This is a genomic window from Streptomyces sp. NPDC102258 (assembly GCF_055584685.1).
Genome location: NZ_JBVJLO010000003.1, coordinates 389395 through 414150, shown reverse-complemented (window position 1 = coordinate 414150; position 24756 = coordinate 389395). Strand labels below are relative to the sequence as shown.

Annotated in this window: 26 protein-coding genes; all 26 read right to left on the bottom strand. The window is 68.7% G+C overall.

Annotated features, from left to right (window positions below):
• Nucleotides 1-16 precede the first annotated feature (16 nt).
• The 26 genes from ACZ6ZT_RS07545 to ACZ6ZT_RS07420 all read right to left on the bottom strand — a co-directional run bounded on the left by ACZ6ZT_RS07545 (nt 17) and on the right by ACZ6ZT_RS07420 (nt 24732).
• On the bottom strand, nt 17-1090 hold the full coding sequence (locus ACZ6ZT_RS07545; RefSeq protein ID WP_469716442.1) for an N-6 DNA methylase: 1074 nt from the start codon (nt 1088-1090) through the stop codon (nt 17-19).
• Between the two features lie 57 nt (nt 1091-1147).
• Nucleotides 1148-1714, bottom strand: a complete 567-nt coding sequence (locus ACZ6ZT_RS07540; RefSeq protein ID WP_469716440.1) for a hypothetical protein — start codon at nt 1712-1714, stop codon at nt 1148-1150.
• A gap of 270 nt (nt 1715-1984) precedes the next feature.
• A complete protein-coding gene (locus ACZ6ZT_RS07535; RefSeq protein WP_469716438.1) occupies nt 1985-2281 on the bottom strand; it encodes a hypothetical protein in 297 nt (98 codons plus the stop codon).
• A gap of 114 nt (nt 2282-2395) precedes the next feature.
• Entirely contained in the window at nt 2396-3061 is a 666-nt protein-coding gene (locus ACZ6ZT_RS07530) for a RusA family crossover junction endodeoxyribonuclease (RefSeq protein WP_469716434.1), read from the bottom strand.
• Nucleotides 3062-3125: 64 nt separating this feature from the next.
• Nucleotides 3126-3356: a hypothetical protein gene (locus ACZ6ZT_RS07525; RefSeq protein ID WP_469716432.1), complete on the bottom strand. Its 231-nt coding sequence runs from the start codon at nt 3354-3356 to the stop codon at nt 3126-3128.
• Nucleotides 3357-3513: 157 nt separating this feature from the next.
• Nucleotides 3514-3861, bottom strand: a complete 348-nt coding sequence (locus tag ACZ6ZT_RS07520) for a hypothetical protein (RefSeq protein WP_469716431.1) — start codon at nt 3859-3861, stop codon at nt 3514-3516.
• A gap of 11 nt (nt 3862-3872) precedes the next feature.
• Nucleotides 3873-4298: a hypothetical protein gene (locus ACZ6ZT_RS07515; RefSeq protein WP_469716429.1), complete on the bottom strand. Its 426-nt coding sequence runs from the start codon at nt 4296-4298 to the stop codon at nt 3873-3875.
• On the bottom strand, nt 4295-5782 hold the full coding sequence (locus tag ACZ6ZT_RS07510; RefSeq protein WP_469716428.1) for a DNA cytosine methyltransferase: 1488 nt from the start codon (nt 5780-5782) through the stop codon (nt 4295-4297). Before ACZ6ZT_RS07510 ends, ACZ6ZT_RS07515 begins: the two co-directional genes overlap by 4 nt.
• Before the next feature lie 80 nt (nt 5783-5862).
• Nucleotides 5863-6345 carry a hypothetical protein gene (locus ACZ6ZT_RS07505; protein ID WP_469716426.1) on the bottom strand — a complete coding sequence of 161 codons (483 nt, stop codon included), beginning with the start codon at nt 6343-6345 and terminating at the stop codon, nt 5863-5865.
• A 56-nt stretch (nt 6346-6401) separates the two neighbouring features.
• Nucleotides 6402-6548: a hypothetical protein gene (locus ACZ6ZT_RS07500; RefSeq protein ID WP_469716425.1), complete on the bottom strand. Its 147-nt coding sequence runs from the start codon at nt 6546-6548 to the stop codon at nt 6402-6404.
• A complete protein-coding gene (locus ACZ6ZT_RS07495; RefSeq protein ID WP_469716423.1) occupies nt 6545-6739 on the bottom strand; it encodes a hypothetical protein in 195 nt (64 codons plus the stop codon). The genes ACZ6ZT_RS07500 and ACZ6ZT_RS07495 overlap by 4 nt, the downstream gene beginning before the upstream one ends.
• 10 nt (nt 6740-6749) lie before the next feature.
• Nucleotides 6750-7400: a hypothetical protein gene (locus ACZ6ZT_RS07490; RefSeq protein ID WP_469716421.1), complete on the bottom strand. Its 651-nt coding sequence runs from the start codon at nt 7398-7400 to the stop codon at nt 6750-6752.
• Between the two features lie 63 nt (nt 7401-7463).
• Nucleotides 7464-8507, bottom strand: a complete 1044-nt coding sequence (locus ACZ6ZT_RS07485; protein WP_469716419.1) for a hypothetical protein — start codon at nt 8505-8507, stop codon at nt 7464-7466.
• A gap of 93 nt (nt 8508-8600) precedes the next feature.
• Entirely contained in the window at nt 8601-9737 is a 1137-nt protein-coding gene (locus tag ACZ6ZT_RS07480) for a PD-(D/E)XK nuclease family protein (RefSeq protein ID WP_469716417.1), read from the bottom strand.
• The gene (locus ACZ6ZT_RS07475; protein ID WP_469716415.1) at nt 9737-10837 is read right to left on the bottom strand and encodes an AAA family ATPase; all 1101 of its coding nucleotides are present in this window, start codon (nt 10835-10837) and stop codon (nt 9737-9739) included. Before ACZ6ZT_RS07475 ends, ACZ6ZT_RS07480 begins: the two co-directional genes overlap by 1 nt.
• 25 nt (nt 10838-10862) lie before the next feature.
• Complete coding sequence (locus tag ACZ6ZT_RS07470; protein WP_469716413.1) at nt 10863-11213, bottom strand: hypothetical protein; 351 nt, start codon at nt 11211-11213, stop codon at nt 10863-10865.
• A 222-nt stretch (nt 11214-11435) separates the two neighbouring features.
• Nucleotides 11436-12014, bottom strand: coding sequence for a hypothetical protein (locus ACZ6ZT_RS07465; RefSeq protein ID WP_469716411.1), 579 nt, complete (start codon nt 12012-12014; stop codon nt 11436-11438).
• Nucleotides 12015-12165: 151 nt separating this feature from the next.
• Nucleotides 12166-12417, bottom strand: coding sequence for a hypothetical protein (locus ACZ6ZT_RS07460; protein ID WP_469716409.1), 252 nt, complete (start codon nt 12415-12417; stop codon nt 12166-12168).
• 25 nt (nt 12418-12442) lie between these two features.
• Nucleotides 12443-13318 carry a peptidoglycan-binding protein gene (locus ACZ6ZT_RS07455; RefSeq protein ID WP_469716407.1) on the bottom strand — a complete coding sequence of 292 codons (876 nt, stop codon included), beginning with the start codon at nt 13316-13318 and terminating at the stop codon, nt 12443-12445.
• Between the two features lie 37 nt (nt 13319-13355).
• Nucleotides 13356-13676: a hypothetical protein gene (locus ACZ6ZT_RS07450; protein WP_391470611.1), complete on the bottom strand. Its 321-nt coding sequence runs from the start codon at nt 13674-13676 to the stop codon at nt 13356-13358.
• A 66-nt stretch (nt 13677-13742) separates the two neighbouring features.
• A complete protein-coding gene (locus ACZ6ZT_RS07445) occupies nt 13743-16670 on the bottom strand; it encodes a hypothetical protein (RefSeq protein ID WP_469716405.1) in 2928 nt (975 codons plus the stop codon).
• Entirely contained in the window at nt 16667-17770 is a 1104-nt protein-coding gene (locus ACZ6ZT_RS07440) for a hypothetical protein (RefSeq protein ID WP_469716403.1), read from the bottom strand. Before ACZ6ZT_RS07440 ends, ACZ6ZT_RS07445 begins: the two co-directional genes overlap by 4 nt.
• On the bottom strand, nt 17767-18717 hold the full coding sequence (locus tag ACZ6ZT_RS07435; protein WP_469716401.1) for a hypothetical protein: 951 nt from the start codon (nt 18715-18717) through the stop codon (nt 17767-17769). The genes ACZ6ZT_RS07440 and ACZ6ZT_RS07435 overlap by 4 nt, the downstream gene beginning before the upstream one ends.
• Complete coding sequence (locus tag ACZ6ZT_RS07430; RefSeq protein WP_469716399.1) at nt 18714-19616, bottom strand: phage distal tail protein; 903 nt, start codon at nt 19614-19616, stop codon at nt 18714-18716. Before ACZ6ZT_RS07430 ends, ACZ6ZT_RS07435 begins: the two co-directional genes overlap by 4 nt.
• Nucleotides 19613-24424 (bottom strand): phage tail tape measure protein, encoded by a 4812-nt coding sequence (locus ACZ6ZT_RS07425; protein WP_469716397.1) that lies wholly within the window; start codon nt 24422-24424, stop codon nt 19613-19615. Before ACZ6ZT_RS07425 ends, ACZ6ZT_RS07430 begins: the two co-directional genes overlap by 4 nt.
• The gene (locus ACZ6ZT_RS07420; protein ID WP_469716396.1) at nt 24421-24732 is read right to left on the bottom strand and encodes a hypothetical protein; all 312 of its coding nucleotides are present in this window, start codon (nt 24730-24732) and stop codon (nt 24421-24423) included. Before ACZ6ZT_RS07420 ends, ACZ6ZT_RS07425 begins: the two co-directional genes overlap by 4 nt.
• Nucleotides 24733-24756 lie beyond the last annotated feature (24 nt).

Sequence of the window (24756 nt, the reverse complement as noted above, 5' to 3'; positions counted from 1 at the left end):
TCAGCAGGTCAGGCCCCTATGATGTGCCCGCCAGGACGACTTCCAGCCGACGGATGCGCGACAGGAACTGGGCGCCCTCCACCATGCGGTCCCGGCGGGCGTGCGACTCCCGCCACTCGGCCGACGCACGAACGTACGGGTCGCCTTCGACCAGCGTGTCGGCGCAGGCCACCAGGACGTGCGGGCCGAGGTCCCACAGGATGGCGTTGACGGCTGCGCCGGCGGCGGCCAGGGGGTCGACGTCCGTCATGGCCCAGCCGAAGTCGTGGGGGTTGAGCTCTCGGTCGCGCAGGTGCTGGGCCGCGGCGCGGTACATGCCCCCTGTGCCGCTGCACGGGTCGTTGAACTTCGCCCCCGGGGCGGGCGTCTCGTCGGTGAGCAGCAGCATGCGCGCCATGAGCTCGCTGAGCTCCGGCGGCGTGTGGAATTCCGCCAGGGCATCGCGAGCGCCACGGGACCGCATGACGGTGATCACCGCGCCGAGCACGTCGGCATGGGAGTTGCCCCCGAAGTCCGGGGCGGCGCTGGTGAGGTGAAGCAGCCCGCCGGTGAGGGCTGCGCGGGCAACCGCTCGGACGGCCTGGGTGCGGTTCCGCTCGGGGTGCTCGTCGTAGAGCCAACGGTGCAGGGGGGCGGCGCGGTCGATGAGGTCGGGGCGCTGGATCCACCATCTGACCCAGCACTCGCGGAGGGCTTCGTGGAAGTCCTCGTCGCTGAGGTCGAGCCACCAGTGGGCAGCCAGGGGTGCGTCTGGACCGCGCAGCGGCCAGAGGGCAAGGGCTGCGACGACTCCCGCAGGTATTTCCAGCCTGTTGCCGCCGTGGGCCCCGTACCAGGCGGCCTCAACGGCTTCGGCGATGTCATAGGCGGCGTGGTGGGGGTTGCGCTGGAGGGGCATGTAGCGCCGGTTCGCCAGGCGGGGGGTGGGCGGGTTCGGCTTGGCGCTCTGGATCGGTCGGCGAGGCGGGACAGCGATGGTGACGGGGGCCGGCGGAGGGGGGAGGTCGGGGAGCGCCGGGCGGAAGGTGGCCGGCGGGATGGGTGCGGGGGCCTTGCGGGGCTGGTCTTCGCTGAACAGGTCGAGCTGCATGGTGTCTCTTTCGGTGAGGGTGGGGGCGGCCGGTTGGTGGCCGCCCCCACCGGGGGGTCACTGGTGGTCGAGCGGGCGGTCGGCGGTGTTTCCGTGCGCCACGAAGAGGTCCCACATGCGGGTCATCTCGCGGAGGGCGTCTTCCTTGGAGGTGGCGTTGACTGCGGCGACAGCGAGGCCGTCGCCCTCGATCTGCCGGAGTCGGCTGTCGTGTGCGGCGCCTCCGACCGGCGGCTGTTCGGCGGTCACGGGCCGGATGGTGTTGCCGTCGGCGCGGAAGATGACCCACCAGATGGGGCGCGGGGGGTAGAGGGCGAGGAGTGCGGCGACGTGGGAGCTGGCCTCGCTGGCGAGGCGGGGAACTGCGTCGGGGCCGGTGAGCTGCAAGGCGAGGTCGAGCAGTTGAGGTGCGGCGAAGTAGCGCAGCAGGTCGTGGTGCTGGGCCGGGGTGAGGTTCACGAGGTCGTCGGGGCGGTCTCGCCAGCTGCGGTCGAGGGCCCTTTCGATGTTCGCCAGCGCGGCCTTCAGGCGGCGCTCGTCCGGCTTGTGGACGAAGAACAGCAGGGCCATGGTGCCGAGGTGGTGCTCGTGGGTGGGGATGGAGGCGGGTTCGTGGTGCTTCACGGTGGCTCCTGTGGGGTGGGGCCCACCCATACATAAACGTCTATTCTATAGGCATTCATGGCATGGGCGGGTGGCGTGCGGAAGGAACAGAGAGTGCATGCGTGAGGCGTCAGGAGCGTTCGCGGGCCCGGATACAGGCGTACGCGGCGACGATGAGGATGTCGATGCCGATCCAGCCCAGGAGGCCGAGGGCGATCTGCTGGAGGGTCACTGCACACCTTTCGGTCGAGTGGGATCCCGGGCGGCCGGCGTCGGCCGCCCGGAGGGAGGTCAGGCGCGGCGGGCGAGGGTGTCGCACAGGGGCTGGAAGATCACGGCGGCCGCCTGCATTTCGTCACCGAGGTGCGGCCGGTCGGCGACGGGGACGAGGAGCGTGATGGGCATGTCGACGACCTCATCAAGGAAGAGGCCCGGCCATTCGGCGTCGAAGGCGCCGGTCGCGCGCCGGGCGGCCGCGGTGAAAACCTCGTTGATGATGCCGAGCAGCCCATCGATCTCCGGGCGGGTGAGTCGGGCGTCGGCCGTCAGCTTGCCCTCGATGCGGTCGTGGTGGTCGGTGCCGATCATCGTGCGCGCCTTCCTTGATTCCGGAAGGGCTCACCCCTTCCTCCTTCTTCTATTCTATATGCATTCGGGCCGCTGGCAAAGATCGCCGGACAGGAATATCACGCCTGCGGGGAACTATTTGCGCAGGTCAGAAGCACCGATATCCCGAATGTGGAGGGCGAGCCGGGATCCAGCTATCACCTCTCCGATACGCATGTCCGGCCCCACGAGGCGTGTGTGGTCGTCGTCCTGGATCACGCCCTGGTCGACCAGGCCGTCCAGCAGGGCCTTGAAGGTCGGGTACCAGTTGGCCGGGTCGCGGCGCCGGCGATCGTGCGGGTGGAACACGGCGATGACGTGGACCCGGTCGAGCTTCGGCAGATCGCGGGAGGCGAAACGTGCGGCCTGCCGCAGGGCGCGGGTCTTCTGCGCACGCTGATGGTGGTGCAGCCGGTCGTTGGCATTCAGCAGGTCCAGGCCCGGGGGGAGGCGGATCAAGAAGCGTCGGCCGGGCAGGCCGTCGAACCAGTCCTTCTCGTCGGCCTCCCCCTTGGGCAAGACGGCCGGGGTCTCGCCTTCGCTGGCGGGCGCGTACCCGGTCAGCCTGGCCTTGCCGGCGCGGGTCCGTGCGCTCGGATGCAGCGACACGGTGAGGATCTTCCGGCGGCGCTTGCCCGTATTGGCGTCGACGACGACGGCTCGGGCGTCGCCCTCGGTGTAGCTGACCACCCGGAGCCGGACGTCTCCGAGGTCCATCGGGTGGCAGGAGACGAAGATCCGGCCGGGCCAGATGTGGGTCATGGTCAGCTCCTTGCTTTTGGGGGTGCACTGCGGGGGCGGGTTCCTGCCGCCCCCGCGGGCTGTCTCAGGCGGTTTCGGCGGTCGGGTCGGCGTTGGATCCGGTGAACATGGCGCGCAGCGCGCCGGCGCGCACCAGGCGCAGTGCGAGGGAGCGTCCTGCGCCCTGCGGGTGAGCTGCGTACCCGGCACAGATGGAGCCGGTGCCCGTGCCGAGGGTGTCGTGGCAGACGATGTGCCCCTCGTTCGCGATGGCGTGGGCGGTGAGTTTGCCGAGGCGGCCGGGCACCAGGTGCATGAGGTTGCCGGGGCGGAAGATGCATGTGGGGCATCGGTCTCGGCAGATCCTTACCGTTCCGGTTTCCGGATCGGCGACAGGGTCGACGTGTTCGGTCATGGCGCGGGCCCTCCGGTTGGCCGTCCCCGGGGGTGCCCGGGGACGGCTGTCCTACGATTCAGGCGGCAGTGGTGGTGACTGCCGCGGTGTTGTCCTGGTGGGCGACGGCCTCGATGACGACGCCGGCGTAGGTGCCGTAGGTGCGCCGGACGGTCGCGTTGGGGTACGTGTTGGAGGGCCGGGTGTGCGAGTCGGGGTTTTCGCTGCCGATGAGGGCTGCCCAACGCTCGTAGATGCCGGTGGCGGGCCGGTCGAAGTAGATCTGGAGGCCGAGCCGGTGGGCGTCGGTGTCGTCCCAGACGGGGCCGAGGTCGATCCGAGGGACGGGCAGGTCCGGGTTGGCCTGGGCGATCAGGGCTATGGCGGCCACCGGGGCCAGGACTTCGCGCATGGTGGGGTCGGTCATGGTCGCTCCAGTCAGGATGCTTCGTCGAGGATGAGGGCGAGCTGCTCGTGGCGGTTGAGGTGGTTGTCGCACTTGGTGCACATGCGTTCGGCGGCGCGCCGGTGGGCGCGGACGCCCTGCTTGCTGCCGCAGGACTGGCGGCTGACGGGCGGCAGGAGCTCGCTGTCGTCTGCTCCGTCGACGGCGGCGAGGATCGTGCCGTCGTTCCAGATGCGGCCGCCGCACACGCCGTCGAAAGCGGCCTTGGCCGGGTTGACCTGGCGGATGCAGGCGGCCCGGAACGGGCAGCGGCCACAGACGTACAGGATCGGGTCGCAGATGTCGCGCAGGTCGCTGATGTCCGTCCAGCGGTCTGCGGCGGGCGAGAAGTCGTCGTCGCCGAAGCAGGGCGCGTGAGCGGTCACCTGCGTTTCGGTGGTCTGCCGGGGTCCGGTCACAGGACGGCCTCCAGTCGCTGGCCCAACCACCTCGCGACGTTCACGCTGACCGCGTTCCCGGCCTGCATGGTCTGCTCAGCCTGGGTGCCGTAGACGACGTACTTCTCGGGGAACCGCTGACCGAGGAGCTGTTCGCGGGGGTTCAACATCCGGAAGAAGCAGTCCTCGACGGCGGGTGCGGTGCGCACGAGGCCGGCGGAGTCGCGGGTGGCGAGGGTATGGATCGGCTCGGCCGCGGTCTTGACGGCGGCCTTGCGGTAAGGGATGACGAGGGTGTTCCGGGCGATGGCCGGGGCGACGCCGCCAGGCACGACGAGCCCGTGGTGATTGCCCTGAGCGGTGACGGCCGCCAGAGGGTCGGCGGCCCGGGACGCGGTGGCGTTGTTGCGGTACTCGATGATGAACGGGTCCACGGTCACCAGGGCCTCGCTCTCCCGGGTGAGGCGGGTGCGCAGCGGGACGTCGACGGGCGCGGCTTCGGTGTTCCAGGATCCGCCGGTGGGAACGAGGAGCGCGTCGCCCTGCTTGACGGTGCGGGTCGGCAGCGGCTGACGTCCCACCGCGAAGGCCCGGTCGCCTCCGTTCTTGCCGTGGACGAGGTTGATGCCGCTCGGCTCGTAGGGGAACTTGGCCAGGCCGGCGTGGATCCGGGCCATGGTGGTCTCCGCCAGAGGCTTGCGGCGGTCACCTATGCGGGTTCCGAGGTCGGCCCAGTTGATGATGTCGCTGGCAGGCCGGACGTAGGGCTCGACCATGGCGTGGCCGCAGGCGGTGTTGGGGCAGCAGTAGATGTAGTCCCGCCGGTACTTGCCGATGCGCTGGTTCTGGTTGTTCCAGGACTGGCGAGCGTGGACCTCCTGACCGCAGTCCATGCAGTAGGCGAGGGGGCGCGGTTCCACATCCGGTGCCCGCATGGTCTTGAGGGTGAAGATCACGTACATGCGGTCGCGCCACTGGGGGGCGCGCAGATTCGTTTCGTCTCCCACGTGGGCGCTGGAAACGGAGACGATCTGTGCGCGGTAGCCGAGCTTGTCCATGGTGGCGATCCACTCCGGGAAGAGGATCCAGTCCAGCCCGAACTCGACGACGTTCTCCACGATGACGGCCTTGAACTTCTTCGCCTCGGCAGCGCGGACGACACACCACGCGGTGGCCCGGGTCCGTTCGAAGGCGTCCTTGGGCAGGGAGTTCCAGCCGTCGAGGCCGTCGAGCATGTCGAGCTGTTCGGATTCGCGTCGGCGGCCGCCGGCGGGGCTGATCTCGGTACAGATGACGGAAGCCCACAGGACGTCTGCGCGGGGCAGGTACTTCATGGGAAAGCCGGTGATGTCGATGCAGGCGTGGTCGGCGTTGGGATGGTTGGCGGCGTGGCTGTCTATGGCGAGCTGCCAGTGGTTGACGCCGAGGACAAGCTCGTATCCGGCTTCGGTGAGGCCGGTGCTGCTGCCGCCGGCGCCGCACAGGAGGTCGATGACGCGGTTCACGGAGGTGGTGCTCCAAGAGGTCTGCCGGGGCCCCGCCCCGGCGTGGTGCCGGGCCGGGGCGGGGTGAGACGGGTGAGGGGTCAGAGGGTGCGCAGGCCGCCGTCGGCCTGGGCCACGCGAAGGAAGGCGATCCAGCGGGCCCAGGTCTGGTCACCGAAGGGCAGCTCGGCGCAGTCGTAGTTCGGGTGCGCCTCGTACCGGTTCAGGGCGGCGGCGATTTCGCTCGGGGTGACCCAGTACCCGCAGAAGCGGAGCTTGTAGGCCGGGATGGCCTCCGGCTCGTCGTCGGCGGCTTCGCGGACACCGTGGTACGCGGCAATGAACGCGATCTTCGCCTTCTTCTGGTCCTCGGTGAGGTCGGCGGTGTCCGAGAGGTGGGCGAGCTGGAGCCCGTACTGCTCCAGGGTCGGCCACTGCGGCCGGTCCGTCTCGACCGTCATGCCGAAGTGGGCCATGGTGTCGATGACGCTGGCGCCCTGGAGGGCGGACAGGGAGAGGTTGTCGCGGGGGCCCGCGCCCCGGATCGCCCGGTCCTCACCCACGATGTAGAAGTCGTAGCCCATGTGCTGTCTCCAAGAGGTCTGGGGCCCGGCCGCCATGGCGGCGGCCGGGCGGGGTGCTACTTGTGGGCGGCGTGGAGGCTGTGCTGTCCGCCGCAGGTCATGCAGCGCGGGGCTCGTATGCGGGCCTCGTAGCGCAGCTCCTGCGCGACGATCACGGCGAGTCCAGCGGTGATGCCGCAGGCGAAGGCGAGGAGCCAGGTCACGGCTGCCTCCCGTCGCGGACGTCGCACGGGTCGGTCAGCTGGATGACCGCGATCAGCACGCCCTGCACGTCGCCGGTCTGGCGCGCGTTCTCGAGGGCGGCCTGAACACGGGCGCGCTGCTCCGGGGTCTGAGGGTGGGCGAAGAGGTGGTTGCAGGAGGGTTCGAGGTCCTGAGCCTGTGACTCGGTCATGCCGCCTCTCCTATTCCGGGCTCTGGCCGATGAGGGCGACGGCGACCGTGACGACGCTTCCGTCACCGGCCCAGACGGAGAGGGGCCAGTCGCTGCCGCCCTGCTGGTGTAGGCACCGCCAGCCCATGGAGCGCAGTTCCTCGACCTCCCGGCCGTACCGGGCGACGGCGTCCTCCGGCTTGGGGAAGAAGTCACAGATGGGCTCGACTGTCGAGTGGTTGCCCTTGACGCCGGTGATGCTGACTGCCTTGAGGGGCTTGAAGCGGCGGCCGAGGGCGCGCTGCTTGACGAACGCCGTGATCGCGACGAGCAGCGGCAGGTGCTGGTTGCCGTGGTGGGCCTTCGTCCCGGCCTCGGTGGAGTCGTAGACGATCTCGCGGATCGTCGCGACGTCGTCCTTGAGGCGCTGCACGAGCCAGCCGCGCACGTCGGCGGGGTCGGTGGTCAGCGTGTCCTCGGATGTGATGTGGAGGTAGGAGCCGTCGTTCAGTTCGGCGGTGATCCCGTACATCCCGCCGCACAGCTCGACGTCGGTGACGAGTCCCATGCGGCGCAGCGGCGTGATGATCGGCTCGTAGGCCGACCACAAGGCCTGCCACGTCCGGTCGTCGGTGTTGCCGTGCTCGGGCAACGGGGCGAGCTGGGAAGCCTCGCTGTTCATGATCTCTCCAAGAGGTCGTTGATGGCCAACATTACAGAGTTGGGATCTATCTTTGAAGCCGATTCAGGGCGCTTTCGCGGAGCCGAACCCCTCCCCCGTTTCTTCTATTTTATATGCATCCGTGGGGGTGTCCACATTCCTGCGGGACTTTCGCCCTCGGGACACAACTTCTTCCTGCGCTGCGTTCTTCCAGTTGCGAACCGCGTCCCTGGCCACGCTCCGGGCCTCCAACACCACGCCGGCGCCGAGGTCGGCGCGACGCAGCCGCTCCTCCGCATCCCGGTGCCACTGCTCCCAGCGGCCATCGTTGGCCTGCCTCTCAGCGTCCCGCTCCAGCGCCTGCTGCCGCTTGCGGTCCGCACGCGGATTGGTGCCACAAGCGCGACAGGAGGAAGCGGGCTTGTCCGCGTGCTTGGGGCATCCCTGCGTCTGCGGCGCAGCCTGCTGGTCGGTGGTGCCGGCGGTGCCCGAAGGCTCCCCTGCGGCGGCAGCCGCGGGGGTAGGGGGGAAAGGAAGGACAGAGGAAGAACCAAGGAAGGAAGGGGTTCCATCAGTGGAACCGACAGGGTTCCCCGCTTGGAACTTCCCGGGTTCCACCGGCGGAACCCGGCTCTCGTCATCCCCAGGGTTCCCCGCGTGAAACCCACCCTGTTGAGGCTCCTCCTGCGGTGCCGGGGCCTTGTCTTTCGCCCGGTTCTCGACGTCCTGGGCGGTCATCGCGGGCTTGGCCGGAGCCGCTCGCTTGACGCCCGGCCGCGCCTTCGCAGGGTTCTTCGGGGCGGCCCTCTGGGCCTCCAAGCGCGCCTTGAGGTCGGCGGTGCTGGGGATAGGAGGGATGCCGTTCGGGAAGACGCGGTAGACCGCAGAGCGCCCGGCCTTGCCGGTCTGGACACGCTCCACCAGGCCCTTGGCGACAAGCTCGGTGACCAAGGTGATCGCCCGCTTCTCGTTGACGCCGATCCACGCGGCCAGTCGAGCCAGGCCCGGACGGGACAGACGGGTCTCGTCGTCGGCGGAGTCGGCGAGCTTCTGCAGCGCGAGCTTCTGGCTCTGCGTGACCACTTCCTTCGGCAGGTAGCTGGCAACGACCATCAGGTGGATAGACAACGGAGCCCCTAGGCGGTGTTTCTGGCAGGACGGGGGGCCCCGCCACTGCGGCGGTCGCGGTGGCGGGGCTGAGGAGGACGGGCGGGACCCGCGCTACTGGGGGACGGCTGTAACCCGGATGGCGCGCGTCGTCTTCTTCGCTGCCGTACGCATGGGGATGGCGATCCCCGCTTCCTTCATCACGGCTTCCATCCGCTCGAAGTCCGCGCCGGTCTTCTCGGGAACCGGCACGCCGAGGGCTTCGAAGGTGTCGATCATGGCCTCGCGGTCAACTTGCTGCACCGGCTTGCCCCCGGTCCATCGCAGCCGGTTCGGGCCGTAGACACCCGCCGGCGAGTCGTCCAGCTTCGCGCGGGCGTTCTTCTTGATCCGCTTCCCCTCGTCCTCCATCTCGTGCCCGCGTACGTACTCGGACAGCGCGGCCTCACGGTCGGCGTCGTTGTGAATGAGGACCGTTTGCACGGCGGCCCCGGGGGTCTTCGGCTCACCCCAGCACGGCGTGCGGAAGGGGCAGTTGTCGCAGATGGCGTCCAGCCCCGGCCCGTCGAACGACCGCGCGGCCTCCTCGGGGCGCTCGCGCTCCATCACGCGCTGCACCCACCAACGCGCCCGGGTCGCTTCGGCCCTGTCAAAGTCGAACTCCTGGACGTGCTCCTCCCCGTTGTCGCGGTTGACGAAGCGGAACCGGATCCGGCCGACGTCGATGGGGCCGAGCCTGGCCAGCGGCTTCTGTCCGTGGATGTCCAACCAGCCCACGGTGCGCAGGAGGTCGGCGTACAGGTAGACCTGGCGGATCTCTGCTGCGGTGGCTCCGTAACGGACCACCTTGTCCCACAGGAAGGTGCTCTTGGTCTTGACGTCCTCGACGGTGACCACGTCGGCCGGTACCGTCGGCCGGAGGCGCTTGGGCAGTCGTGCGGCGGTGGGCTCGTCGAGGTGGACGGCGTCGACGTGGCCGCGGATGGTGTCGTCGGCCACCGACGTCTCCACGAGCCACCCGTACTCGGTGCGGGCGGAGCCGAGCAGCCCTTCGTGAAGGTAGGTGCCCAGAATCGCGGCGCGCTTGTCAGAGCTGTCCGTACGTTGGGCGCCCGACAGGATGTATGCGGCCCTGCGCTCGCACACCGTGTCGGACGCGCCGAGCTGACGCTGGAGCGACCTGGGGCGCCGCGCGTCCTGGGTGTGCGCTGCGGGCCACAGCGAGGGGCTGCTCACGGGCTGGGCGGTCATCAGGCCGCCTCCCCTTCTGTCACGCCGTCGGCGTCCTTGCCCCGCTCGACCGCAGCCCGCAGCTTGGCGGCGGCGTCGCCACTGAGCGCCTGGTCCATGTCGACCGGGGGATTCTCGATCTGTACGAGTCGGTCGCTGATGGCCGCCTGGACGGTCGACGCTTCCTGCCGGGTGAGTCCCGATACGTCCGGCCGAGTCTTTCGCCACAGCTCAGCGAGGGCTTCCTTCTTCCCGGTCTCCTCCACCAGCTTGAGCCACGGCGCCAGCCTGTCGCCGGCGAGGACCGGCATGACGCGGGGCTGGGACTTCGCGGAGCAGCCCAGCCGGTTGAAGACCAGGTCCTCGATGGAGAAGTCGGGCAGCCGCAGCGGGCGACGCTTCTCAACTCGGAGGAGAAGGGACCTCGCCTTGATGACGTGCGGGTCCTCGTCGCGCTTCATGCGCACCCACACGGTGGAGTCGAATCCGAGGTCCTTGTGGCCGGAGACCTTCCATTCCTTACGGTTCGGGACCGGGTTGCCGTTGTCGTCCACGGCCGATACTTCCTTGCCGCGAGCGAGCACGACCGCGATGCCAGGGAGCGTCTGGAGGAGGTGCATGACCCGCGCCCACCGGTCCACGGCGTCGTTCCACAGGTTCATGGGGATGTCGATGCCGGCGTCGGGGTCCGAGGCGAGAACGACCTTGTTCTTCCTGGTTCGACGGGCCCTCTCCTGAGTCCAGTTGGTGAGCATGCGCCACAGCGCGGACCCTGAGTCGATGACGAGGACCACGGGCGGCTCTCCGTCTTCGGCCGCGCGGCACGCTTCGGCGTGGACGGCCTCCACCTGCTCCAGAATGTCGCGGTAGGACCCGTCGTGGTCGATGACGAGGTAGTCGGCGCCGTCGATGGCCGCGTACTCGTCGGCGGACCCTTCGGACAGGTCGATCCAGTAGGTCTGCCCGGTGAGCTGGGAGGCCGAGAATTGGGCAGCGGCGTAGGATTTTCCACTGCCCTCCTCACCCTCAATGAGGACCAGCGGGTACGGGACCTGGCCGGTCGGCTTGCGAACTTTGAGCTTGGGCGACGCCGGTCGTGCCGGCGCCTGCTGCTGGGACACGTCTCTCCAAGAGGTCGCAGTGCGGTCAGGCAGCGCGCAGGGCACGGATCTCGAAGTAGGCCGCCCAGTCGGGGCGGGTGCCGATGAGCATCCGTACGTAGCGGCTGCGGAAGTTGTTGTTCAGCCGGAACTCGTCGCCGCGTGTCGCCTCGCCGTAGCGGTAGCGCAGCAGCTCGAAGAGCATCCCGATGCCGATGCGCTGGAATCCCCGGTCAATTGCGTCCTGGACAAGGCTCTCCAGATGACGCATGACCCAGGGGTTCAGGGCGTGGAACGCCTCGAACCGCTCCTGGATGGTGAGCGAGCAAGCTCCGTCCGGGTGGCGCACGGGCTGGATGTCGTCCAGGCCGAACAGGGTGGGCTGCTCAAGCGACATGATCCCCCCTCGAAATGAAAACCAACGGTTCAGTGTTGGAATCTATCTTTCGACGTGGGGTCGTGTCGATCTCGAACAACTCAGGGCAGTTCCGGCGGATCTCGCATTTGCGCCTCCCTGGCGGTCGAATCACGGCTCATGCCACCACCCGAGCGCGGCGACGTACCTCTATTCTATATGCAAAGAGGGGTCGAATCAAGAACCGACCACCTCAAATGGTGATTACTCGGGGCTCTTTGTGGCACCCGGCCCACGAGGGATGATTCTCGACCCGTGGCCGTCGTACGTGCCCGCGAGGAGTGCATCGCGGACGCCCTCCTTGATCACCCACCCGCCACCGCGGGCGCTCGCCTTGAGTGCCGGCGCGTCATCGAGGAGAGGTTCGAGACGCCAGATCGGCGACCCCGAGAGGGTGTAGTCCGCCGGACGGAGTCGGCCCGTCTTCGCCGCGTAGCGGACCCCGGCGCTGTCCGGCAGCCCGAACAGCACCGCGATCTCCGACTGCCCCACCAGCGGGGGGAGATCTTCGACGCGCGACTCCCAGTACCCCGGCTGCTGCTCATCCACGAGACGCGCGAGGACGTCCTCGTGCAGCTGCTTTGGCCGGGGAGTCGTCGAGCCGTACCGCTTCGCGAAGTCCAGCAGCCAGTACGGCGAGCCCGAGATGATCCGTGCGTACTCGTAGTCAAGCCGCTTGTCGCGGCTGATCCACTGGCTTACCTGGAGCGGGCGCACTCCGTAGAGCGCAGCGAACTCCTTGACCCCCACCAGGTACGGCTTGCCGTCCTTCGCCTGAACCACTGCTGCTCCTCACCCGCGCCAACTGTGCATATAGATTGTATGCACGATGTCGGGGGTCCGGATACGGCGGTCATCTTGGTATGGTGGTGGTTCCAAGAGGTCGAGGGCCCCTGCCGTGAGGCGGGGGCCCTTTTCCATGTCGGGAGCCGGATCAGTTGGCCGGCGTTGTCCTGGGCGCGTCATACTTCGGCGGGCGTGCGTAACCCAGCAGCCAGCCGAACCGCGGAGAGATGTGCTCCTCGGCGAATCGGAACAGACCGTAGTAGGCGAAGATGACCGCTGGGGTCAGGACCCCAGCGACCGCGTCGGCAGGCAGTTCCAGGCCGATCTTCAGCGCCAGAGCCACGAGCCAGCCGCCGGCCGCCGGGACGCCGGTGCGGATGAGAGATGGGTACAGGTTCAAGGCTGCTCCTCGGATTCGGGGTCGGTCAGGAGAAGAGACGGCGCCAGGTCTCGGGGCCCGGGAGGCCGTCCGCGTCGGAGCCGCTCCACCCCTGGGCCCGCTGGAATGCGGCGGTGTTGAGCCGGTCGGCCTCGCCCCACTCCGGGCTCGGGCCGATGTCGTAATGAGAGCCGAAGCCCTTCTTCACGAGCTGCTGGCCCAGGCGCAGGATGTGGTCGTTGGACTGCCCCGGGCCGAAGGCGCTGCGGCCGGGGAACACCGGGGCTCCACCGCCCTGTGGGGGCTTCGTGTCTGTGGGCGGCTTGCTTCCGGCGTCGGCCAGGATTCCCGCCACCCGAACCCGGAAGTCGTCCATGTCGAATGTCGGATCGACCTTCCCGGGCTGCCACTCCTTGTGGCCGATCACGGAGGCCGCCGTCCACCCGTGCGCCCGGCACAGGGCGGCCGCCCACTGCGCAGCCGCCTCCACCTGCTCGGGCGGCCAGGGGTCCTTGCCATCGCCGAGATTGATGAGCTCGGCGCCGTAAAAGTGGGTGTTGCCGTCGGTGTCGGCCCTGGTGTCCCTCGGCAGGGCCGACTCGGCTCGGACGGCCTGGAGCACCGCGCCGTCCCCCTTGCCGGCGTGGTTGGTCCTGCCGTGGCCGACAAGGTGGATGACGCCTGCCTTGTCGATGACGGCGTGGCAGAGGGGTCCCGGCAGGTCGTCGTACCCGTCGTAGCAGAGCTCTACCGAGTAGTCGGTGCCCTGGCTCACGGTGTGGTGGATCACGACGCCGTTGACGGGGCCGAAGGGCCCTCGGTGGTTCCTGTTGTGGTTCCGCCAGTCGCCGACCTCTTCGACCGTGAGGCCGGCGGACTGGAAGGCGGACAGAACTCGGTCCGCGGTGAGCGGTGTTGCCATCGGGCGCTATTCCGAACTCCCCCGCGCCGGGATGGGTTTACAGGTCCAGCTTGGCCAGTAGTACAGCGACAAGGAGGGCGACAACGACGGGCGCGACGAGTGCGGAGAGAGCCAGGCGCCGGTTGGTACGGGCATCAGCCGCTTCGCGTTCTCGCTGCTCCCGAAGCTCGTCAAGGTCGCCTTCGAGTGTGCCGATCCGCTGTTCGACAGCCCGCTGGTCGGCGGCGTACACGTCTTTGGTGACCATCTGCTCCAGCCGGCTGGCCAGGGCGGCGAAGTCGGCGCGAAGATCGTCACGCAGCTGCTGCACCGCGCGCAGCAGCTCCCACGGCGTGGGATCTTGGTTCGGGCCGGTCACGCTGCTCCCCAGTCAGTCGGCCCCGCGCCGGTCTCCAGTCTACGACCGTTGGCGATCTACCCCGATTCACTTCACGTACGTGACCTTGAGCTGCGGCGGATGCGCCTCACCCACTCCCTCAGCCCGCCCGTAGTAGTCCTGGGAGGTGTTGGCAGGGTCCAACGCCACACCTCGCCACGATGCACCGTCGAAACCGGCGGTGATGTCGATCCACTTCCCCACGTTCCTTCCCCAGTCGATGGTCCGTGAGGCGCTATCGGAACTGAAGGTCGCGGGTCGCGAGAGATGACTATGTGGCTTGATCACTGCTTTGCCGCCGGCGCTGTAGTACCAGTGCGCGTAGTACAAGTAGAGCTCGGCCTTCTGGATCGTCGCGCCTGCCAATTCCGCTCCCAGAGAGGCGGGGAAACCGATCAGTGCCGCTTGCAGCCCGTTGTTGCTCGACACATATCCCTGTAGGCATTGCGATGCGTAGTAGCTGTTGTACGCGGACCGGTTCGCGTAGCTGCCGGACCAGGCGGCGTCGTAGATGCGGGTGAACTGCTGCCGCGGCGTTGGGGTTGCCCCCGTACCCGTGTTGAGGACCCCAGTCTCAGGCAGCGCGGGGCCGATGTCCTCGACGTATAGGACGGCCGGGCATTCGGGGCGACCGAAGACGGTGACTGACGCGCCAGCGGGGGCCCATTGGGAGCGGAAGGTGGTCAGGAGCCGATGTAGGCCCCCTCCGAATGAGGCGCCGGAGCGGATGAGCTCCATTCGGATGGGGCGCCAGGCGGCGCCGGCGAGAGGGAACACCCTGTTCTGGATGCCGGGGCTGGTGAGGGTGGGGCTGGAGGTGCCACCGTCTCGGAGTGTGATCATGACCTCGCCGCCTTCGGTGGAAGCGGTGACGTACGCGTCGAGGACGATGCGGTACATCCGGGCGATGTCCGCTTGAAAAGCGATTTCTACATACCCCAGTTCGGTAGAACTGCCAGCAACGGCGCTGGTCTGGCGGCTGAAGGCAACAAGGCCTCGGGGTGATTCGGCGAGACGGGTATCGATGCGTGTTCCGGCGAAACTCAGGCTTCCGGCGACGGCGAGGTCGTTGAACGCTGCGTTGCCCCGCTCATCAATGGTGGCGACAGGATTGCCGTTGTTGCGCAGGGTGAGGTAGTTGGGGGCTCCTGTGATCAAGGAGACGGCTTCGCCGCCTTCCTCGTCGTACAGGCGCAACCCCAAAGGGGAGATCTCGGCACGAGAGCCAGTGGTCCGGCCGCCGATCACGATGCGGCATGTCGCGTTGTCGAAGGTGACGCTTCCGGCACGGCTTCCGTCAGCGGTCAGTCTGATTCGGCCTAGGACGGTCTGGGCGGGCGCGGCGGGAGTGGGGATTCCGCTCATGTTCTGCCAGCTGCCCGCGACGTTGCCGTAGATGGAGCTGTAGCCCAGGATGGCGCCGCTGGCGTCTTCCCATCGGACGTGGATGCCTGCGGTGGTGCCGATCCAGTCCGCGCTGAGCTGGTAGTCAGCCGAGAGCCAGACCCGCTGGCCGGGCAGGGCGGGGAAGGTCCCCAGGGTGAGGTTCTTGTTGGTGGGGCTGGCCGAGGTGCAGTCGACTCGGATCGCTTTGGGGCTGTCGCGGCCGGGGGCGACCTGAGTCCAGGGTGCGGCAAGACGTCCGGTGGTGGCGGGTCCTTCGAAGGAGGGGTCGGCGACGAGATTGCCGTCCACCCCGATGGCCAGGTGTGTTGCCGTGAGCTGGCCGGCGACGACGTGCCGGCCGATGATCGTGTTGGAGGCGACCTCGTCTCCGGTCAGGGAGAGGGCCTTGACCTCGCGGGCGGTGAGAGTCTTGGCTGCGACCTTTTCGCCCGTGACGGAGGCGGCGACGAGCTCGGGGGTGCCAATGGACTCAGCGAGGACCATCCCGGCGGCCACGACCGACCGGATTTCCGTGTTGTCGAAGTCAGCCGTGCCGTTGGTGCCAGCGGAGACCTCGACCGAGACTGCAACGGTTGTGGCGCCGGCCGGGGCCTGGAGCTGGGCGTTGTACCGGGTCCAGGAGGCGCCGGGTGTGGGCAGGGCCTGGACGAATCCGTCTCCAAGGGGGGTGCCTGTGGAGTCGGTCCAGCTCAGGGCCAGGCGCACGGACTCACCAGCCCAGGTGGTGGAAGTGCGCGTGTCGAAGGCGCAGTAGAGGCGGTCGCCGGGGCCGACTGGCAGTTCGGTGAGCTGGAGTCTGCGGGTTTGTGGTGCCTCGCTGACGCAGGTGACGCGCAAGCCCCGGGGCGAAGCGTTGCCGTCGGTGAGGGACCAGAGCGGGTTGCCGTCGACGAGTTTCGCGCTGAGTGGGCCCTCAAAGGAGGCGTCGGGGATCAGGTTGCCGGTTCCGACGGCGAGTTGGTTGTGGCCCACGGCTCCGATCTGGAGGTGCATGCGGCCCACCGCCTGCTCGGCAAGCTTGGTCTCGTCGATGATGCCGTCAAGGACATCTTGGGCGACCACGGGGGCCGGGCCTGCGGGGCCTGCCTGTGGGGAGGGGTCTCCGGGGGTACCGGAGGTGTTGCGAGCCATCAGCCGTACCCAGATCGGCTGCGGGGTCGCGATGACGAGAGTGCCGCCCTGTGGGGATTCGATCGTCGCGGACAGAGTCTCAGGAGTGATCAGGAACTCGGTGGCGGTACTGGTATGAATCTCGATCCGGGCAAAGTCGAGCGGGGCCGCGATGCCGTCCCCTTCTCCAAGGAAACTTCCGTCCCAGGTGATGGCAACCCCACCAAGAACGGGCGCGATCGTGGGTCTCGTTGGCTGGGGAGGCGGCGGTCCATTGACGGCGATGACGCCAGCGGTGCCGTCGGCCTGGGTGCCGATGACCGCGCGTAGCGACCCGCTGTCGTCGTAGACCTCAAGAGCGGTGTCCTCAAGGGAGGCGTGGCTGAGACGCGCGGCCCGCTGGAGCTGGCTTATCTGCTTCTCCAAGGCGGCCAGGCGGCCACCAATGCTGGCGCTCATGCCTCTGCCGCCCCGTAGTGGAAGGAGTCGGCGCGGGCGAGTCTTACGGTGAGCGTCTCGCCGTCGGCTCCGCCGGGACGCGCGCTCCAGCCGGTAACGCGCATCCAGCCGCTGAAGTCGGTCCAGTCGTTGCTGACACGTGTGTAGATGTCATCGCCGACCTGGAAGCTGCCGAGTGGGGCCGCAGGGTGGTCGGGGGCGATCCGGATCTCCTCGATGGTGCCGCGGGCCTGGCGGCGGACACGTTCTGCCGCGGCTCGCCGCGCGAGGATGTCAGTGCCCTTGACATCGGGGAGGGCGAGAACGCTCTCCAGGCGCAGCCGTCCGTCGCGTACCGAGTTGATGGCGCGGCGCTTGGAGCGTCCCTCTCCTGCACCGGTTGCGATGATCGTCTGAGCGAAGTCATCGGCGGAGCGGGGTACGGGCGGTGCGTCGAGGATGTTCACCCCGGTCGAAAAGCTGACGTCGGTGCGGCGCGTACCAAGGCGCGGGTAGCCCAGGCGGATCCGGCGCCGGATCGTCCCGTCGGGGCCCCAACTGGTGTCGCAGGTGTAGTCGGGCGTGTCGTCGCCGTCGACGAAGTCGTCGACGGCGTCGCCGAGAACGGGCTCCTCCCACCAAGAGAACTTCAGTGGCTCGGCTGGCGTGCCGACCTTTGCTCTGGATGTGGTGTCGTCGACGGTGACGCCTAGGTTGCCGTCGGGCAGCGACTGGGCGTAGGCCCAAATGTCCCGAATCACTTGGCAGGGGTCGGCGTGGACGTACGGGCCGCGCCCGCCAAGCTCGCCGTGGATGTCGTGACGGCATTGGAGGTAGCTGGACCAGCCGGCCGCCTCTAGTGACAGCGTGCGGCCTTCGGGGATGGCCTGCCACAGCAACCCTCCCCATCGGAGGTGGCCATCGCGCTCGACGTAGAGCAGCACGTTGCCCTCGTCGAGGGCCTCGGGCCGGGAGCGGGCGAAGCGCGGGGCGAGCGTCGCGGTAAAGGCACCAGGCCCGTTGAGTTCGGGGCCGTACTCGACGTCGGCCAACGGCAGGTCGGGGTCGAGGATCTCGCCGGTTAGGGCGTGCTGCGCGAAGTATCGGGTGGAGGTGGTCACAGGGAGCCCTCCACAAACTCGACGTCGACGACGAGGTTCGTGCCTTGGTTGACGTCCAGGCGGAAGGTGTTCAGTTCCAGGCAGGACACCTGAATCCGGAGGTCCTGGGTAGTGCCACGCAACTCCGAACCTAGGTCGAGGGTGTCCGCAAGGATGACAAGGCCCTGGGTGGCGCCGCGGCTACCAGGGGTTGAGGCCTCGGCGAAGTCGTCGTCCATGAGGACTTCACCGCCGTATAGACCGCTGCCGATCTTGTGCCGCCACAGGCAGAAGGGCGCCCCTTCGAAGCGAATGCCGGAGAGCGTGGAGATGATGTTCGCGCGGACAGCCCACGGTGGGACGTCCAACGTGACTTTGGCCTGGAGGGGCCAGTCAGACCAGGTGGTGGCGTTCTGGAGTCTGGAGGCGGGGAAGCCTCGGACCACGGAGAGCCTACGCTCGCGGCGGGGGTTTGCGATGCGTCGCAGGTCGGTGATCATCGCCGCGGTGATCGTGCCGGTGTTGGCGGGAAGGTTGATCCGGGCCAGCGGAATCGCGGAGAACCCTGGTGGCGGGACAGTCGCCGTAGCGGACACTCCCGGAATGACGTCGAAGAAGACGATCTTGTCCTTGGCCGGGTTGCGGTTGCCCTCGTACTCGGGGTCCAAGACCCGCATCACGACCATGTCTGTACGCGGGGTGCCGCCGGTCGGAGCGATCGGGACTTGCTCGCTGCCGATGTTGTACGCGGTGTAGTGGCCCTGCCAGGGCACCGCGCGGCCGCGCACGACACCGGAGCCGTCGCCGACGAGGACACCGCCCGCGGGGACCGTCAGCGGAGTGACCTTCAGGTCGTTGCCTTCGGTGACGCCTTCGGATCCCCTGGCGAGGTCGCGGATCATCATGCGGAAGCTCTGGGCGCTGTGGGTGGCCCCGTCGGTGAGCAGGGGGATTGGTGTCAGGGTCACTGTTGCTCCCGAGTGAGGGTTGCCCAGGCAGCACGCCAGGAGACGGTCATCTGGGCCTTGTTGGTGGGGTCGGTGGCCTGCCAGCGCAGCTCGCTGCGGCCAGGCGGGAGGCTGAAGGTGTCGATGCGCGAGCCCGGCGTGAGGTTCACGTGGCCGCCGTTGCGGCGCAGGACGGACCGCCAGGTGGGCCGCGTGTCGATCTCGATCCAGTCGCCCGCGTCGATCGTGGTGTTCAGCTGGAGAGACCGGCTGGACTGGATGTGGGTGATGGACGGATTGGCGCAGGGGCCGGTGATCCGCAGCACTGGCCACGCGGGCGCCGTGCCGTCCACGGTGATCCAGCCGGGCCGGCGGTTGGCATCTGGCCCCGGGTTGACGGTGACCGGGGGTACGACGGGCGCGGTGAATCCTCCATCGGAGATCATGTTCAGCGGCATGGTGGTCTGCTGCTGCTCGTCGCTGTAGAAGTACGGGTCGGCGGCGAAGAACTCCAGGTCGATGGGGATCCAGCCGTACACCAGGGACGAAAGGTCTGGGTCGAGGCGGCGGAGGCGTCCCTTGAGGACCCGTACGTCCCGGCCGGGCAACTTGAGCCGCAGGTTGGTGGTCGCGCCGCCGGTAAGCCGGATGCGCGGGTCGTCGTGGACGCGTTGGAGCTCGTCGAGGACGTCCAGGGCTGCGGCTTGGTCACCGGGGGTACGGATGCCCGCGTGGATACGGACGGCGCGGCCGGCGTAGTAGTCGGCGCCGAGCCAGACACCGTCCGAGTGGGGCGGGTCGACATCTCCGGTGCGTACCTCTGGGCGGCCCAGCCCCTCGATCGTCGCGATGACGACGGAGGTCCCGACCCCGATGGCCACGCCTCCGATCTCGTGGCGGTGGTCGCGGAGGGCGGTCATCGCACCCCACCTCGCTTCGCGCGTCGCACCTGGTAGCCGACGGCCGCCGAGATCTGCTGCTCGGTCGCCCCAGGCCGGTCGATGCGGATGTTCTGGGTGCCGATGAGCGGGGCCGGGCGCTCGTCTCGGACGATGACCACGGTCCGGCTCTCGGGCTTGGCTTCCACTATCCGCGGGGTGCTCGTTCCCGGCGCCGTGAGCCGGTACCCGAACCGGTGGGCAACGTCGGCGAGGACGCGCTCTGCTGAACCGCGCTTCGCCGCGCCCAGAGGGATGAATGCTTCGCCCTGGGTGGGGGGCTCGGCGAACCGCACGATCCCGTTGCTCGTCGCGTACACGCCCGGCGTCAAGATCCCGCCGTCCGCGTACGACAGTCCACGCTGTGCTCGCGTCAAGTCGTTCAGGAATCGCTCGGCCTGGCCGCCGAGGACCTGCCGGATGCGGGCCTGCCCGAGCAACGCCACTTCGATGATCCGGTCTTCGTCCAGCTTCGTCGTGTCGGCGACGTCATGGATGCCGGTCCGGCTCGTGCGGATCGCGCTGATGATCTGGACGAGATCGTTGAGGGCGTCCCCGGAGATAACCTCCTTGGCACGCTTACTGACATCGTTGGCTTCCTTCGCTGCTCCTTGCGAGCGTGTCGCCTCAGCCGCTACCTGCTCGGCGGCCTTGTCTCCCTGCTGGGCCAGCAGCGTCGCCAGGTCCGTGTATCCCCAGGCCGCGAGCTTCGCGACGTTCTCCTCGAAGATCTTCTGGTTGTCGACGGCCGCCTTCAGCTGGTTGGTGAAGTCGCCCAGCGAGGCACGGGCGACCTTCCCCATCGCCGTGAGGTCGTCCGTCATGTCCTTGATGTACTTCGAGCTGCCGTTGGCCATCTTCCTGGTCAGCTCGATGCCGTCCTCGCCCATGTCGGCCAAGGCGTCGGAAACGTCCTGGCCAGCACGGCGGGCCACGGTGGCCAGCTCACGGCGCCACTCGACGGCACGGCGCCCGGCCCTATCCAAGTTCCTTTCGAACAGGGTCAGGTCGAGGACGTCGTCCTTGCCTCCCGTCTTGCGCGTTGAGTCGCTGCGGATGGAGGACAGGGAGGACAGCTCCGGAGTACCCGGCCGGTACGACCAGCCGGACAGACCGCCGTTGGCGTACCAGGCCACCTCCCCTCCGAAGCGGTGGACGACTTCTTCGACGATCGCCTTGGATCGGGGGCGTTTCGAGCCCGCGAGGGGCACATATGCCTCGCCCTGGGTCTCGGGCTCTGCCCAAACCCGCCACGCGCCGGCGGGCGCGATCTGCGCGACGTGCTGCTCCCGTACGCCGCCGTTCGCGTAGAAGGACAGAACACTGCCGTTCACCTGCGGGGCCTGGACGTAGTCGCTGATCCCGTTGCCGTCGTGGTCGTTCGGCATGGGGCTACGTCGGTAGAGGATCGAGATGACGACGGGGGGCGGCGGAGGCGCGGAGACATTGACGGAGATGGTCTTCGAGCCGGGGATGTTCTGGACGGACATGCCGATGGCGTCGAGGTTCGCCTTGACCGCGCCCATGTCGCCGGACAACAGCGCGGAGGTCAGGGCCTGGGCTGCTGCTTGGCCCTTCGTTGCTGCCGCCATCTGGATCAAGGTCAGGGCTCCGCTCCACTCGGCGTTGGCCTGGCCGCCGGCGAGCTGGAACGCGGCGACGACCCGGGAGAGGTCGGGCGGGCTGATGGGCATCTCGTTGCCGAAGATCGCCTGGAGCTGGGTACGGACGCCTTCGAGGTCGCCGCTGAGCAGGGCCGTCTTCATGGCCTCGGCCGCGTCCTTCCCGCCGCGAGCCGCTGTTTCGGCCAGGACCTTCATGCCCTGCTGCATCGTCACGCGGGCGTCCCGGGGGAGCTTCGCCGCGGCCCGGCCCATGTCGGCGAGCGCCATGCTCTGCATGACCTCGCCGAGCTTCCCGGGGTTGTTGGTGGCGGCGGCGTCCGCCCACGCCTGGGCGGTGTCCTTGCCATACTTCGCGGCGATGCCCGGGAGCTGTTCGAGCCCGGCCCGGAAGGCGGGTGTGGAGCGGGCCGCCCCTTCCTGGATGATCGCCTCCAGCTCATCGGCGACCTTGCCGCCGCCCTTGTCCAGCTGCCGGACGAGCTCGTCGAGCATCGGGGCGGCGTCCACGCCCAACTTCGCGAAGTGATCCACGAGCTCAAGCCGGCCGTCGGCTGCCAGCGTGCCGAGGTTCTTCTGCCAGTCGCGCTGCGCGGACAGCTGCTTCCGCAGCTGCTCCATGTAGTCGACCAGGCCTGCCTTCGCGGAGTCCGCCGACCGGCCAGCCTTGCGGTTGGCCTCGGCCACCTCTTCCTGGGCTGCCTTCCACGCCTTCGCCGGGTCCACGATGTCAGCCAGGGCCTTGCCCATGGCCTGCATCTCGTCGGTGAACTTCGGGGCGCCGTTCTTGTCGACCGGGAGCATCGCCGTCAGATCCCACGCGCCGGCGAGCTGGATCCGACTGTTCTTGATCTTCGTGTTGACGATGTCCATGTTGGCGGCGAGCTCGGCCTCCTTCTTCACCGCGTCGCCCCACATCCGGTGCTGCCGTTCGAGTACGCCTCGGGCACGGTCGAAGGACTCGTCGAAGGTGACTGACTTGCCGACCTCCTTCACCGTGGCCTTCCTCGCGTCGTCGAGCTGGAGGAGGACGTCCTTATACCGCTGGCCGCCGTTGATGATCGCGTCGATGGCCTGTTCCGCGGTGACACCAGCGGCCCGCAACTTCTCCAGGTCGCCGCTGTTCGTGAGCTGCTCGGTCAGTTTCCGAAGCCCCGCTCCTTGCTCGCCTTCGGTCCGCTCTGCACGCATTGCCTCCACGAGCTCCTGCGTCGCCGCCTTGGCCTGCTGCTTGGACGCGGAGTACGCGGCGTACGCGGCTACGCCGAGCGTCACCAGTGCGGCCAGGCCGGTGACGGCGAGGCCCGCTCCGGAGAGCACGGCGGGCAGCGCCGATCCACCTGCACGCGCCGCGGCCAGGTTGGAGCGAAAGGTGGCCAACTGCACGCTGGCCTTCTCCACGGCCGCGCGCAGCAGCAGGCCCGCTGCGGCCAGCGCGAGGAATCCACCGATGAGGGACTTCACGGGGCCCGGCAGGTCGTTGATCGCGCCGGCCAGGATCTTGAAGTACTCGCCGATGGTCTGGAGGGCGGGCAGCAGGGCCCGCCCGAGGTCGATTCCGAGGGCAGCGGCGGAGTTCCGGAAGAGGGCCCACTGGCCTGCGGTGGTGTCCAGCTGGACTGCGTAGGCCTTCTGGGCGGCGCCGGCCCGGGCTACCTCGATCGCGATGCCCTTGTAGGTGTCGGCGTAGTTCTTCCCGTCCGCCGCGGACAGGGCGAGCATGGCGCGGGTCGCTCTGATGTCCTTGAACATGTTGGCGATGGCGTCGGCCGAGCCGCCGGTGACCTCGCGCAGCTTGTTGACGACGACGTACAGCCCGTCCTGGGCGATGGCCGACGCTACGGACTCGTAGCCGAGGTCCTTGATGGCGTCACGCATCTCGCGGGTGGGCTTCACCATCCGCGTCATCATCATGTTGAGCGCGGTGGCGGCCTCGGCTGCAGGGATGCCGGCGAGGGTAATCGCGGCCAGGGCGGAGCTGAGGTCGGCGAACTCAACGCCAGCCGCGGCGGCCATGGGTACGACGTCGCCGAGCTGCTGGGCGAGTTCCTCGAAGGAGACGACGCCCAGATTGACGGTCTGGAACATCGTGTCCATCACGTCGGTCGCTGCCGACGCGGGAAGCCCGTACGCCTTCAGTACTCCGAGAAGGGCCCGCGCCGAGGTCTCCGTCGTGGTGAGGCCGGCGGAGGCGCCCTGAGCGGCGACGTTCAGGATGGACATCGCCTCCGAGCCGTCGAAGCCCGTAGAGACGATCTGGTAGAGGCCCTCGGCGAGCTGCTCAGCGGTCTGGGGCAGCTCGGTGGAGAGACGGACGATCTCGTCGGTGAACGCGGAGACGTTCTTCGCGGTGATCTGCTGGGAGATCGTCATGACGTTCGCCATGGCCTTCTCCAACTGGATGGCGTTGGCCACACCCACGCCGAGGGCCGCGCCGATGACCAGCCCGCCTTGTGCGAAGGCCGACGCCCGAGCGGACGAGGCAGCGGCCAGACGGCTCTCCGCCGCCGCGATCTGCTGCGCGGAGGCCTGCGCCGTACGGGCAGCGGCACGCTGCGCCTGGTCCCTGGCCGTCACGGCGGTGCGGGCACGGTTCTCCGCGTCGGCAAGGCCCGTCGAAGCCCTCTGGGCGAGCCCGCTGGCCCGGGTGGCCGCAAGCTGCGCAGCGGCAGCACGGGTCTGCGTGGCCGTGTGGGCCTGGGCCGCGCGGTCCGCTGCGACCTGAGCGGTGGCCGCAGTGCGGGCGGCGGCAGCAGCTCCGGCACCGGCGGTGGCCTGAGCCCGCGACGCCATGGTCTGAGCCAGGGCCTGCGCCCGCGTCGCGCGCTCGCCGGCGAGGGTGGCGGCCGTGTGCGCCTCCTGCGCCCGTGTCGCCAGGGACACGGCGAGGGCCTGCGCGCGGTGGGCGCGGGTGACGACCTGCTGCGCGGCGGCCGCCCGCTCCGCGGCCTGGGTCACCCGCGCCTGGGATCGGATCGCCTCTGCGGACGTAGCTGCCTGCGCCCGGGTCAGAGCCTCGGTGGCAGTCCGTACTGACCCCAGGCGGGTTCCGACCCCGGCCAGGCCGCTGTCGAAGCTGCGCAGCTGGCTGGCGGCGCCCCGAAGGCCCGTGGTGAGGCCACCCGTGTTGGCCATGAGGTTGACGTAGAGGGTGTAGGCGCCGCTCACGGCGTCACGTCCTTCCGGGGCCGCAGCCCGATCTTCATCCCCCGGCCCTCGGCCCCATCCGGGACCTGCTCGCGCTCCATCTCGATCAGCTCGCAGCCTGGGCAGCGGTACGGCTCGGGCACGTAGGCAAACCGGTCACCGCCTACGCCCTCGTCCCACTCGCCCGCGCGGGTGCCGCACCCGTCGCACGATGCCTGGGCATAGGCCAGGTACGCGAGGGCCTTCGCCCGGTCGAGCGCCGACCACCTTCCGTCTCCGGCACCGGAGAAGTGGCTGTGCGGGATGCCGTACGAGGCGCACAGCTGCATCTCGACCCTGAACGACGGGTCTTC

Bases quoted from the DNA above. Each gene is read 5' to 3' on its own strand.
- ACZ6ZT_RS07545 (WP_469716442.1), bottom strand. From the start codon at position 1,090: ATGCAGCTCGACCTGTTCAGCGAAGACCAGCCCCGCAAGGCCCCCGCA.
- ACZ6ZT_RS07535 (WP_469716438.1), bottom strand. From the start codon at position 2,281: ATGATCGGCACCGACCACCACGACCGCATCGAGGGCAAGCTGACGGCC.
- ACZ6ZT_RS07530 (WP_469716434.1), bottom strand. From the start codon at position 3,061: ATGACCCACATCTGGCCCGGCCGGATCTTCGTCTCCTGCCACCCGATG.
- ACZ6ZT_RS07525 (WP_469716432.1), bottom strand. From the start codon at position 3,356: ATGCACCTGGTGCCCGGCCGCCTCGGCAAACTCACCGCCCACGCCATC.
- ACZ6ZT_RS07520 (WP_469716431.1), bottom strand. From the start codon at position 3,861: ATGACCGACCCCACCATGCGCGAAGTCCTGGCCCCGGTGGCCGCCATA.
- ACZ6ZT_RS07505 (WP_469716426.1), bottom strand. From the start codon at position 6,345: ATGGGCTACGACTTCTACATCGTGGGTGAGGACCGGGCGATCCGGGGC.
- ACZ6ZT_RS07495 (WP_469716423.1), bottom strand. From the start codon at position 6,739: ATGACCGAGTCACAGGCTCAGGACCTCGAACCCTCCTGCAACCACCTC.
- ACZ6ZT_RS07490 (WP_469716421.1), bottom strand. From the start codon at position 7,400: ATGAACAGCGAGGCTTCCCAGCTCGCCCCGTTGCCCGAGCACGGCAAC.
- ACZ6ZT_RS07480 (WP_469716417.1), bottom strand. From the start codon at position 9,737: ATGACCGCCCAGCCCGTGAGCAGCCCCTCGCTGTGGCCCGCAGCGCAC.
- ACZ6ZT_RS07470 (WP_469716413.1), bottom strand. From the start codon at position 11,213: ATGTCGCTTGAGCAGCCCACCCTGTTCGGCCTGGACGACATCCAGCCC.
- ACZ6ZT_RS07455 (WP_469716407.1), bottom strand. From the start codon at position 13,318: ATGGCAACACCGCTCACCGCGGACCGAGTTCTGTCCGCCTTCCAGTCC.
- ACZ6ZT_RS07445 (WP_469716405.1), bottom strand. From the start codon at position 16,670: ATGAGCGCCAGCATTGGTGGCCGCCTGGCCGCCTTGGAGAAGCAGATA.
- ACZ6ZT_RS07430 (WP_469716399.1), bottom strand. From the start codon at position 19,616: ATGACCGCCCTCCGCGACCACCGCCACGAGATCGGAGGCGTGGCCATC.
- ACZ6ZT_RS07420 (WP_469716396.1), bottom strand. From the start codon at position 24,732: ATGCAGCTGTGCGCCTCGTACGGCATCCCGCACAGCCACTTCTCCGGT.